General features: G+C 57.8%; 13 protein-coding genes and 3 tRNA genes. 13 read left to right on the forward strand and 3 right to left on the reverse strand.

Annotated features, from left to right (window positions below):
• Positions 1-26 precede the first annotated feature (26 nt).
• Complete coding sequence (locus BLU28_RS06375; protein ID WP_006700352.1) at positions 27-914, reverse strand: TrmH family RNA methyltransferase; 888 nt, start codon at positions 912-914, stop codon at positions 27-29.
• 209 nt (positions 915-1,123) lie between these two features.
• On the opposite strand from BLU28_RS06375, the gene BLU28_RS06380 reads away from it, so the two are divergent.
• Both BLU28_RS06380 and BLU28_RS06385 read left to right on the forward strand, forming a co-directional pair.
• Positions 1,124-1,208: transfer RNA gene (locus tag BLU28_RS06380), tRNA-Tyr, on the forward strand.
• A gap of 25 nt (positions 1,209-1,233) precedes the next feature.
• Positions 1,234-1,307 (forward strand) — tRNA-Gly (locus tag BLU28_RS06385).
• A gap of 138 nt (positions 1,308-1,445) precedes the next feature.
• On the opposite strand, the gene BLU28_RS06390 is transcribed toward BLU28_RS06385, so the two are convergent.
• Complete coding sequence (locus BLU28_RS06390; RefSeq protein ID WP_004442654.1) at positions 1,446-1,766, reverse strand: BA14K family protein; 321 nt, start codon at positions 1,764-1,766, stop codon at positions 1,446-1,448.
• Positions 1,767-2,030: 264 nt separating this feature from the next.
• On the opposite strand from BLU28_RS06390, the gene BLU28_RS06395 reads away from it, so the two are divergent.
• On the forward strand, positions 2,031-2,480 hold the full coding sequence (locus BLU28_RS06395) for a hypothetical protein (RefSeq protein WP_077987469.1): 450 nt from the start codon (positions 2,031-2,033) through the stop codon (positions 2,478-2,480).
• Positions 2,481-2,978: 498 nt separating this feature from the next.
• Complete coding sequence (locus tag BLU28_RS06400; protein ID WP_004442650.1) at positions 2,979-3,347, forward strand: MliC family protein; 369 nt, start codon at positions 2,979-2,981, stop codon at positions 3,345-3,347.
• A gap of 455 nt (positions 3,348-3,802) precedes the next feature.
• Here BLU28_RS06400 and BLU28_RS06410 read toward each other — a convergent pair whose 3' ends face one another.
• Positions 3,803-4,435 carry a TerC family protein gene (locus tag BLU28_RS06410; protein WP_004442646.1) on the reverse strand — a complete coding sequence of 211 codons (633 nt, stop codon included), beginning with the start codon at positions 4,433-4,435 and terminating at the stop codon, positions 3,803-3,805.
• Positions 4,436-4,836: 401 nt separating this feature from the next.
• On the opposite strand from BLU28_RS06410, the gene tuf reads away from it, so the two are divergent.
• The 9 genes from tuf to rplL all read left to right on the forward strand — a co-directional run bounded on the left by tuf (position 4,837) and on the right by rplL (position 10,770).
• Positions 4,837-6,012, forward strand: coding sequence for an elongation factor Tu (gene tuf / locus BLU28_RS06415; protein WP_004442617.1), 1,176 nt, complete (start codon positions 4,837-4,839; stop codon positions 6,010-6,012).
• Positions 6,013-6,154: 142 nt separating this feature from the next.
• A complete protein-coding gene (locus BLU28_RS06420; protein ID WP_077987218.1) occupies positions 6,155-7,048 on the forward strand; it encodes an NAD-dependent epimerase/dehydratase family protein in 894 nt (297 codons plus the stop codon).
• A gap of 125 nt (positions 7,049-7,173) precedes the next feature.
• Positions 7,174-7,249, forward strand: a tRNA-Trp gene (locus tag BLU28_RS06425).
• Between the two features lie 183 nt (positions 7,250-7,432).
• The gene (gene secE, locus BLU28_RS06430) at positions 7,433-7,633 is read left to right on the forward strand and encodes a preprotein translocase subunit SecE (protein WP_004442643.1); all 201 of its coding nucleotides are present in this window, start codon (positions 7,433-7,435) and stop codon (positions 7,631-7,633) included.
• Positions 7,634-7,654: 21 nt separating this feature from the next.
• The gene (gene nusG, locus BLU28_RS06435) at positions 7,655-8,185 is read left to right on the forward strand and encodes a transcription termination/antitermination protein NusG (protein ID WP_003523721.1); all 531 of its coding nucleotides are present in this window, start codon (positions 7,655-7,657) and stop codon (positions 8,183-8,185) included.
• A 144-nt stretch (positions 8,186-8,329) separates the two neighbouring features.
• Complete coding sequence (rplK, locus tag BLU28_RS06440) at positions 8,330-8,761, forward strand: 50S ribosomal protein L11 (RefSeq protein WP_004442641.1); 432 nt, start codon at positions 8,330-8,332, stop codon at positions 8,759-8,761.
• 2 nt (positions 8,762-8,763) lie between these two features.
• Positions 8,764-9,459: a 50S ribosomal protein L1 gene (gene rplA, locus BLU28_RS06445; RefSeq protein WP_003507704.1), complete on the forward strand. Its 696-nt coding sequence runs from the start codon at positions 8,764-8,766 to the stop codon at positions 9,457-9,459.
• 355 nt (positions 9,460-9,814) lie between these two features.
• Complete coding sequence (gene rplJ, locus BLU28_RS06450; RefSeq protein ID WP_004442637.1) at positions 9,815-10,333, forward strand: 50S ribosomal protein L10; 519 nt, start codon at positions 9,815-9,817, stop codon at positions 10,331-10,333.
• A gap of 59 nt (positions 10,334-10,392) precedes the next feature.
• On the forward strand, positions 10,393-10,770 hold the full coding sequence (rplL, locus tag BLU28_RS06455) for a 50S ribosomal protein L7/L12 (RefSeq protein WP_004442635.1): 378 nt from the start codon (positions 10,393-10,395) through the stop codon (positions 10,768-10,770).
• The last annotated feature ends 260 nt before the right edge of the window (positions 10,771-11,030 follow it).

Consider the following 11,030-nt stretch of genomic DNA (forward strand, 5'->3'; position numbering starts at 1 on the left):
TGTGATTTCGCAAGGAATGGCAAGCGTCAGGACGACGCTTTGCCCAGAAATTGCTGCGTTGCGTAAAGGGCGATGGCCGCCGCGTTCGACACGTTGAGCGATTTGATCGCTCCCGGCATATCGAGACGGGCGAGCGCCGAGACGGTCTCGCGGGTCTTCTGGCGCAGGCCCTTGCCTTCGGCGCCCAGCACCAGTGCGATTTTTTCGCCGCTGAAGGTCCGTTCAATCGGGGCGGGGCCCTCCGAATCGAGGCCGACCGAGAAGAAGCCGAGCTTGTGCAGTTCACCCAGCGCATCGGCGAGATTGGTGATCTGGATATAGGGGATGAGTTCCAGCGCGCCTGAGGCGGATTTCGCCAGCACACCCGATTCGGTCGGGCTATGGCGCATCGTGGTGATGACGGCGCCCGCATTGAAGGCGACTGCCGAGCGCATGATGGCGCCAACATTATGCGGATCGGTGACCTGATCGAGCACGAGAATGAGTGGGCTATCCTTCAGCGCGCCCAGCCGCTTGACCGGCAGCGGCCGGGTCTCCAGCATCACGCCCTGATGGATCGCCTCAGGCCCCAAAACCCTGTCGATATCCTGCGGGGATACTATCTCGACCGGGAAGGGCTGCGCCTCCGCCTCGCCGATATCGAGACGTGCAAAGGCATTCTGGGTAACCGAAAGCTTGACGATCTGCCGCTCCGGATTGGCAAGGGCTGCGCGTACGGTATGCAGGCCGTAAAGGTGCACCTGGTCGGGCGCAAGTTGCGGCGGCTTCCAATCGTCGGCGCCGCGGTTCCGGCGCTTCGACTGCTGCGGGGTCGGAATTTCACCGCGCTCGCGCTTCGCGTCGCGCACGGCACGACGCAGGTTGGCGTAATGTGTGTCGCGGGTGGATTTGTTGTTGGGATCGTCTTTGCTCATGGCGCCTTATATCTCCGGCGCGTGCCGCGCACCAGCCCCCGTGATAATCCACAGGGCTGCAAAGGGGATTGAATTTTTTCCCGAAAATTCGTGAAAGGGCGTGTTGACAGAAACGAACGAGGCCGTCATATACGCGCCACAGACGACGCAACGGCGCTTCGCCGCAGCGAAATCTGAAGAGCTTGGTCGCTTGATCCTCGCAGATAACTGGAGGGATGCCCGAGTGGTTAAAGGGGACGGACTGTAAATCCGTTGGCTACGCCTACGTTGGTTCAAATCCAACTCCCTCCACCATTCTGCACGGATCGAAATCGCCACCGCGGGTATAGCTCAATGGTAGAGCAGCAGCCTTCCAAGCTGAATACGCGGGTTCGATTCCCGCTACCCGCTCCAGCTTCCTACCAGTAAATCACCTTATCGCTGCGCGACGTGTTTCGCGTCCTCGGGTATTTGTGCCGTGAGCATTCAGCCGATGCGGTGATGGGCTCTAATTTATCCTATACGCCATGAATGCCGCGCCCCCAGTCACGCTCAGTAAGGCGAACGGCACTGGCTTCTTGTGCCTGCGGGCGCCAGGTAGCTGTTGTCAGTAGGATGATAGGAGGCGTAACGCGCCGCGCACCATTTTACGTGATTTATTTCGGCCTGCGACAGGGCGTATCCGTCAGGCGTGGCTTCTTCCCCGGTTCCCGCGGCAAAGGCGGATGCGGGATAACCGCGCTGGCCCGAATTTTGTGCCTGCGTTTCATAGGCTGGCTGTATGAGGCTCAACGCCTCAGCGGGCATAACAAAAGCGGCAGATAATGCGACGCCAAGAGCGAGCGCGGAGATGGTCTTCGGCATCCTCAACATCGATAAATCCTCATTATTCGTTCGGGATGCTAACGAAAATTTAGGAATTTCGTTCCGATGGAGGCTTGACGCCACACGAAGACGTGATTCTTCGGCTTGATCGGAGAGCGTGGGTTCGGATCGGGCCTCATGGGGGAATCCGAGGCGCGGCAGGATGGATTTATGCTCGCTCAACCGGACTTTGTATCCATGCCGCACTGCTCGTTGACAAGCGGAAAATCCGGTCAGATAGTCGACCGGCAATCATGCAAACGGGAGTCTTCAATGTTGAACAGGGTTGTCATTCTCTCATCCTTTGCGCTGCTGGCATCGGCGGCGTTTGTCTCCCCCGCTGCCGCACTCACCATGAAGGAGTGCAGCGTAAAATATCAGGCGGCGAAAGCTGACGGGTCCGCCAAGGACGTCAAGTGGAACGATTATCGCGCCAAGTTCTGCGGCAGCGAGGCGGCGGCTGAAGATGCGGCCGACGACAAGCAGGTCGCGGCCACAACCGAGAAGGAACCCGAGAAAGCGACGATCAAGGCTCCGAAGGGCGTCGCTTTCCCGAGCGCTGTTGACAAGAAATATTCAAGCGAGACGCCGGCAAAGGCCCGCCTGAAAACCTGTGTCGACTCCTATCACAAGAACAAGAATGACGGTACGCTCGGTGACCTGAAATGGATCCAGAAGGGCGGCGGCTACTGGAGCCTGTGCAACACGGCGCTGAAGAGCTGAGGCGGGCAGGGGCGGCGGTCGGTTTCCGCCGCCCTCTCCCAAGCCGATATCGCATGAAGCGTGTAGCGCTGGTGGCGAAGACCCGCGCGCTGGCGGATCTGTGCGTCCTGCTCCGTCCATCGACCCCATTTCGGGCGGGTAAAATATCCGAATAGCCTGTGATTCAGCCTCTTGGTAGACAGGCTGATCCCTGCGGTTTATCCGCATCCAGCAATTCAACGGTTACGGCTGTCGAGCAACGGCCGTCCGGCGATGGGGGCGGATGACCAGACGGTTTCGAAATTATCTCGTAGTTCTGGCCATATCCTTGGCGATGTGGGCTGTGATTCTCGGCATTGTTTACTGGCTGTTTCGATAGCCAGCCCCGCTTGGGGTGGATTGCAATGATGCACGCGTCCAGCGGCAATGAATCGGGGATATGGCGGCGGTTCCTGGAGCTGCCGCAATTTGGCTTTGCTGGCGTGACCTTATGACGGGGTCAAACCAGGAAGGCCCATCATGAAGAAATCCGTTGCAGCACTCTATCTTGCCGCTCTGTCCCTGCCGGCTGCCTCCAGCGCGCTTGCCGAGGATCTGGTGATTCCGCTTCCCGGGGATACAACGGTTGAAAAAACCGATGCCGTCTATCGGTGCGGCGCCGAGACGGTGGAGGCGGTTTATTACAATGCCGGCGACATCAGTCTTGTTCGGCTGGGCTTGAAGGACGGCGTTATCGTCGCCGCCAATGTCGTTTCAGGCTCCGGAGCAAAATACCAGGGCGGCGCTCGTGTCTGGTGGTCCAAAGGAGACGAAGCCGATCTCTACGATGTGATGGCGGATCCGGACATGAAACAGCCGGTTCATTGTGTGGAAGAGAAAAAAACCTGATCGCCATGATATTCATGGAGCGGCGGCAGGGCGGTTTTGAAAACCGTGCCATGCCGCCGGTCAGTGTCAGGCTGCGTGCTCAGCCAAGAACAAGCGACGCTACAAGCGCCAGCAGAATGAGAGAACTGGCGACGACGCCAAGCTTCATTCGGCGAAGACGACGGGTACGTCCGCCGCTCCAGTCATAAGCCATTGGGAGCTCTACCTTTCTTTTTATTATTATGACTTATAAGTAGCTCCCTAGGCTTGCCCGTGGCTGACCTCAATTGCCAGAATCCACCGGCGACAAATCACGATTTCCCAATCTTCTCCGGATGTTGCAGCGAAGGCGACAGCTGATTCCCCGCTCGCTCCACCAACGCAAAGGCCGGGTGGTCGGTGAGCTGGCCCCGTCATGCAAAAGGCCCGGAAAGCGAGGCTTCCGGGCCTTTTGAAAGTGTGTTTCTGCAGGTGGCTCAGCCGAGATAGGCCTGAATGTAGGGCAGGACTTCGAGCGTGCCGTGATACAGCATGTTGAGCGCCACGTAGATGATGACCATCAGGCCGAGATAGGAAATCCAGCGGTAGCGGTGCAAAAGCTTGGCGACGAAGTTGGCTGCAAGTCCCATCAGCGCGATCGAGACGATGAGCCCGATGACCAGAACAGTCACATGTTCCTGCGCGGCGCCGGCGACGGCGAGCACATTGTCCAGCGACATGGAGACGTCGGCGATGACGATCTGGGTCGCTGCCTGGAAGAACGTCTTGTGGCCCTTGGTCAGGTCGGCCTCTTCATCCGTCACCTCGTCCTCGATGGATCCCGAAGCTTCGCGCAGTTCGCTCCACATCTTCCAGCAGACCCAGGCGAGCAGCAGGCCGCCAAAGAGTTGCAGGCCGACGATGGCAAGAAGCTGTACGGTGACGGCGGCAAACCCGATACGGAGAACCGTGGCGGCGATGATGCCGACAAGGATCGCCTTGCGGCGGAGATGCGCGGGAAGACCGGCTGCGGCAAGGCCGATGACGATGGCGTTGTCGCCTGCCAGAACGAGATCGATCGCAATGACCTGTAAGAATGCCGTGAAACCGGCGGCTGTGAAGATTTCCATTGGCTGGTCCTGAAACGGATAGAGAGGCGGCGCGGGGAAAAGCGGCGGTCGAGACATGCATGGCAGCGCCGCAGCGCCCGTTTCTGCTCGCCCGTCTCCCCCCGGCGATGAAGTGTCCTTAAGCCATTGGGCCGCCCCAGGTAAAGAAGTTGTGATGGAAATATCTTAATTAGTGATCGGCTGCGACTGAAAAGGCGGCTCGTCTGTATCTCTGTGTGATGCCACGGCGCGGGTTTGAATGTCGCAAAACATACACCATATACGCCCCACAAGGCACGCTTAGAGCGCGCGCGAAGGCGCTTTCACAATTAAGTCTTGCGCATTCGCTTACAAAGCCTTAAACGGCGACACCAAACCGGTTCGCCGGGGAAACTACTTCACGTTCACAGGAAGCAATTCACATGGCAAAGAGCAAGTTTGAGCGGACGAAGCCGCACGTCAACATTGGCACGATCGGTCACGTTGACCATGGCAAGACGTCGCTGACGGCAGCAATCACGAAGTTCTTCGGCGAGTTCAAGGCGTATGACCAGATCGACGCGGCTCCTGAAGAGAAGGCTCGTGGTATCACGATCTCGACGGCACACGTTGAGTACGAGACGGCCAACCGTCACTACGCTCACGTTGACTGCCCCGGCCACGCCGACTACGTGAAGAACATGATCACCGGTGCTGCCCAGATGGACGGCGCGATCCTGGTTTGCTCCGCCGCTGACGGCCCGATGCCGCAGACGCGCGAGCACATCCTGCTTGCCCGTCAGGTTGGCGTTCCGGCCATCGTCGTGTTCCTCAACAAGGTCGACCAGGTTGACGACGCCGAGCTTCTCGAGCTCGTCGAGCTTGAAGTTCGCGAACTTCTGTCGTCCTACGACTTCCCGGGCGACGATATTCCGATCATCAAGGGTTCGGCGCTTGCTGCTCTTGAAGATTCCGACAAGAAGATCGGTGAAGACGCGATCCGCGAGCTGATGGCTGCGGTTGACGCCTACATTCCGACGCCTGAGCGTCCGATCGACCAGCCGTTCCTGATGCCGATCGAAGACGTGTTCTCGATCTCGGGCCGTGGTACGGTTGTGACGGGTCGCGTTGAGCGCGGTATCGTCAAGGTTGGTGAAGAAGTCGAAATCGTCGGCATCCGTCCGACCTCGAAGACGACTGTTACCGGCGTTGAAATGTTCCGCAAGCTGCTCGACCAGGGCCAGGCTGGCGACAACATCGGTGCACTTGTTCGCGGTGTTAACCGTGACGGCGTCGAGCGTGGTCAGATCCTGTGCAAGCCGGGTTCGGTAAAGCCGCACAAGAAGTTCAAGGCAGAAGCCTACATCCTGACGAAGGAAGAAGGCGGCCGTCATACGCCGTTCTTCACGAACTACCGTCCGCAGTTCTACTTCCGCACGACGGACGTTACGGGCATCGTTACGCTTCCGGAAGGCACGGAAATGGTTATGCCTGGCGACAACGTCACGGTTGACGTCGAGCTGATCGTTCCGATCGCGATGGAAGAAAAGCTGCGCTTCGCTATCCGCGAAGGCGGCCGGACCGTCGGCGCCGGCATCGTTGCCTCGATCGTCGAGTAATCTTAAGGCCTGAAAAGGCTTGACGAAAACCCCGCTGGAGACAGCGGGGTTTTTTGTTTTGTGTCTCGCGCCTGGAGGATGGGAGCTTTCGTTCCTCGGTCCCGGCTGCTACTTCATTGCTGGGGAGATGATGAGGAGTATCATGCAGAAGCGCATTCTGTTTACCGGTGGTTCCGGCAAGGCCGGACGGCATGTGATCCCGTGGCTCATCGGCAAGGGATATGAGGTCCACAACATCGATCTCGTTCCGCTCGACAGGCCGGGCGTGACCAATCTCATCGTCGATATCACGGACAGCGGGCAGGTTTTTAATGCCCTTTCCATGCATCGGAACTTCGCGGAGCTCGAAAGCGGGAAGGGTGTTCCGCCCTTTGATGCGGTGATCCATTTTGCTGCGGTTCCACGCATTTTGATCAAGCCGGACAACGAGACGTTCCGTATCAACACCATGGGAACCTATAATGTCATCGAGGCCGCGATAAAGCATGGCATCCGAAAGGTAGTGATAGCATCGAGCGAGACCACATACGGGGTCTGTTTCGCCGAGGGCGAGAAGGATTTTCACCACTTCCCGCTTGAAGAGGACTACGATGTCGATCCGATGGATTCCTACGGACTGTCGAAGGTGGTGAATGAAAGAACCGCGCGGGCCTTTGCCGAGCGAAGCGGATATGACATTTACGCGCTGCGAATCGGCAATGTCATCGAACCCGATGAGTATGAGAAGTTTCCCGATTTCTTTGCCCATCCGGAAACACGCAAACGCAACGCCTGGGGCTACATCGACGCACGTGATCTCGGCCAGATCTGCCATCTTTGCATCGAAAAGGATGGCCTCGGTTATCAGGTCTTCAATGCCGTTAATGATACAGCTACGGCAACGGTCCCCACGCGCGAGCTTGCCCGGACATATTTCCCTCAGGTGCAATTCCGCCGAGAGATCGGAGAGCATGAGGGATTGATCTCCAACCGCAAGATTCGCGAGATCCTTGGTTTCAAGGAAGAGCATGACTGGCGGAAATACGTCAAAACCTGACGGGTGCATGATTTTCGGGGGCAGAGTGGAAAAAACAAAAAACACACTTGCCATTCTTTTCCCTGCACCTTAAAGGAGCGCATACCGAATTGGCCAAGCGATTTCGCGGCCGGTTCAGGTGATTAAGGGGTATAGCTCAGTTGGTAGAGCGGCGGTCTCCAAAACCGCAGGTCGGGGGTTCGAGCCCCTCTGCCCCTGCCACTTTCCATTCGCAAGCGCGGTTTTCGCTGCATGGCAGATGGGGCCGGTTTACCGGCGAATTTCGCCGAATGTCGATTTCCTCTTGTTAAAAGTGGAATCGGTGTTTATGTAGGGTCAAAACAGACACGCGGTGCGTGGGGCTGATTAGTTCGGCTTTACGCGCCGTAATTGCGTGGGCAGTCAATGGCATCCAAAACCAATCCGTTTACGTTTCTGCAGCAGGTTCGCGCCGAAGCGTCAAAGATCACTTGGCCGTCGCGCCGCGAGACCATGATTTCGACGGCTATGGTGCTGGTGATGGTCATTTTCGCGGCTCTGTTCTTTTTTGCTGCTGACCAGCTCATTGGCTGGATTCTCAGCCTTGTGCTGAACGTCGGCCGGTAACGGATTGAACGGAGAGTAAAGATGGCAGCGCGCTGGTATATCGTTCACGCATATTCGAATTTCGAAAAGAAGGTCGCCGAGTCGATCGAGGAAAAGGCCCGTCAGAAGGGTCTGGACCATCTTTTCGAGAAAATCCTCGTGCCGACCGAAAAGGTGGTCGAGGTGCGCCGCGGCCGCAAGGTCGATAGCGAGCGCAAGTTCTTTCCGGGTTACGTGCTGGTGCGCGCCAACCTGACGGATGAGGCTTATCACCTCATCAAGAACACGCCGAAGGTCACCGGTTTCCTCGGTTCGGACAGCAAGCCTGTTCCGATTCCGGATTATGAAGCCGAGCGTATCCTTGGTCAGGTTCAGGAAGGTGTCGAGCGTCCGAAGTCTTCGGTTTCGTTCGAGATCGGCGAGCAGGTTCGCGTCTCCGACGGTCCTTTCGCGTCATTCAACGGCGTGGTTCAGGACGTGGACGAAGAGCGTTCGCGCCTGAAGGTGGAAGTTTCGATTTTCGGCCGCGCAACGCCGGTCGAGCTGGAATACAATCAGGTCGAGAAGGTCTGATTGGCGGGGCGATGCCCCAAGCGCGTGGAAGGCTAACTGGCTCTCTAAGCCGGGGCAGGGCGCCGCACCACGCAACCGCAGCCGCCGGAGAAATCCGGCTTAAGAGAAGCCGGGCAACCGGTTTGAATTGAAAGGCAGAGAGATATGGCTAAGAAAGTTGCAGGCCAGCTCAAGTTGCAGGTAAAGGCTGGGTCGGCCAATCCGTCCCCGCCGATCGGTCCGGCACTTGGTCAGCGTGGCATTAACATCATGGAATTCTGCAAGGCGTTCAATGCCGCCACGCAGGAAATGGAAAAGGGTATGCCGATCCCGGTCGTCATCACCTATTACCAGGACAAGTCCTTCACCTTCGTCATGAAGCAGCCGCCGATGACGTACTGGCTGAAGAAGGAAGCAAAGATCACCTCCGGTTCCAAGACGCCTGGCAAGGGCGCCAAGGTCGGCTCCATCACCAAGGCTCAGGTCAAGTCGATCGCAGAAGCCAAGATGAAGGATCTGAACGCAGCCGACATCGAAGGCGCAATGGCAATGGTTGAGGGCTCTGCCCGCGCCATGGGCCTGGAAGTGGTAGGTTGATCATGGCCAAGGTAGCAAAGCGCATTCAGAAGATCCGCGAAGGCGTGGATCCGAACAAGCTCTACGTTCTCACCGACGCCATTTCGATGGTCAAGGAACGTGCAGTCGCCAAGTTCGACGAAACCGTTGAAGTTTCGATGAACCTCGGCGTTGACCCGCGCCATGCGGACCAGATGGTTCGTGGCGTTGTCAACCTGCCGAACGGCACCGGCCGTGACGTTCGCGTCGCCGTCTTCGCCCGTGGCGCCAAGGCTGATGAAGCCACGGCTGCCGGCGCTGACGTTGTTGGTGCGGAAGAACTGGTTGAAATCGTTCAGGGCGGCAAGATCGACTTCGATCGCTGCATCGCGACCCCGGACATGATGCCGCTCGTCGGCCGTCTCGGCAAGGTACTCGGCCCGCGTGGCATGATGCCGAACCCGAAGGTCGGAACCGTGACCATGGACGTTGCCGGTGCTGTCAAGGCATCCAAGGGTGGTGCTGTCGAGTTCCGCGTCGAAAAGGCCGGTATCGTACACGCTGGCGTTGGCAAGGCTTCGTTCGACGCCAAGGCTCTTGAAGAAAACATCAAGGCTTTCGCCGATGCGGTCATCAAGGCAAAGCCGGCTGGCGCCAAGGGCAACTATGTCAAGCGCGTCGCCATCTCCTCGACCATGGGTCCGGGCGTCAAGATCGACCCTTCGTCGGTTACGGCTTAATCAATTCTCGCGCTTCCCGAGTGAAGTGTGAATAAAAGAATTTCCGGCTCCCAGGAGCCGGAGATTTCCGGGGAAACCCGGAACTCCTGTCCGAGATTGCGGGTGGCCATGTCCTTCGGGGCCCGGCCTTAATCATTTAGCCTGCATGAGACGGGTGAGGCTGGATTTGAGGCATCTGTCGATGCCTGACTGTCCGGTTCGAACCTGGTGTGCCTGTGCCTGAAGCCGTTTGCGGCGACAGAGCGGGGGACAGGATCCTCGAGCGTCGCTCGGGATCTTTGTAAAAAGGTCCCTTGGGGCAAAGGCAAACCCGACGGGTTCACAATCATGTGGCCCCGTCTACTGGAGACAGACAGTGGAAAGAGCGGAAAAACGCGAATTCGTCACGGAGCTGAACGAAGTCTTCAAGGCTTCCGGTTCGGTTGTCGTGGCCCACTATGCTGGTGTCACCGTTGCGCAGATGAACGACTTCCGTTCGAAGATGCGCGCTGCCGGAGGCACCGTCAAGGTCGCGAAGAACCGCCTGGCCAAGATCGCTCTTCAGGGTACGGAGTCGGAAGGGATGACCAATCTCTTCAAGGGACAGACGCTGATTGCATACAGCACTGACCCGATGATCGCTCCGAAAGTCGTCATGGATTTCGCCAAGACCAACGACAAGGTCGTTGTTTTGGGCGGTGCCATGGGCGCAACCACGCTCAACGCCGAAGCAGTCAAGTCGCTCGCGACCCTGCCTTCGCTGGACGAGCTGCGCGCAAAGCTGCTGGGCCTTCTCAATGCCCCGGCAACTCGCGTCGCTACGGTTGTCGCCGCACCTGCAAGCCAGCTGGCTCGGGTGTTCTCGGCTTACGCCAAGAAGGACGAAGCCGCTTAAGGCGGTTTTTCGCTGTAAATATTCAAACTGGTTCGAACTGAACAAAAGGAACTATCAAAATGGCTGATCTCGCAAAGATCGTAGAAGACCTCTCCTCGCTGACCGTTCTGGAAGCTGCAGAACTGTCCAAGCTTCTCGAAGAAAAGTGGGGCGTTTCCGCTGCTGCTCCGGTAGCCGTTGCTGCTGCTGGCGGCGCTGCTGCTGCTGCTGCTCCGGAAGAAGAAAAGACCGAGTTCGACGTTATCCTGGTTGACGCTGGCGCCAACAAGATCAACGTCATCAAGGAAGTTCGCGGCATCACCGGCCTCGGCCTCAAGGAAGCCAAGGACCTCGTTGAAGGCGCTCCGAAGCCGGTCAAGGAAGCCGTTTCCAAGGCTGAAGCTGCTGATCTCAAGAAGAAGCTTGAAGACGCAGGCGCCAAGGTTGACGTTAAGTAATCTTGCGATTGCTGGCGGGAAGGGGCTTAATGCCCCTTCCCGTCGTCATCGTTTTTAAAACTCATTACCCAAAAGCCGCGTGAAAATGGCTTTTGGGTAATGGGTTCTTCAAGAGAATGGTTCCGAACCGGCTCATCAAGGCAATCCGGCCTGATCGATCCGGGATGTGGAACGAGATTGAGGATACCCATTGATTGACGGGATCGACTGGCCATCGGTTCCCGTCCGTTGCAGGCCCGGATGCAATTTTTAAAGGAGCG

It is taken from the genome of Agrobacterium pusense (assembly GCF_900102105.1).
In the GTDB taxonomy this organism is placed as follows: domain Bacteria; phylum Pseudomonadota; class Alphaproteobacteria; order Rhizobiales; family Rhizobiaceae; genus Agrobacterium; species Agrobacterium pusense.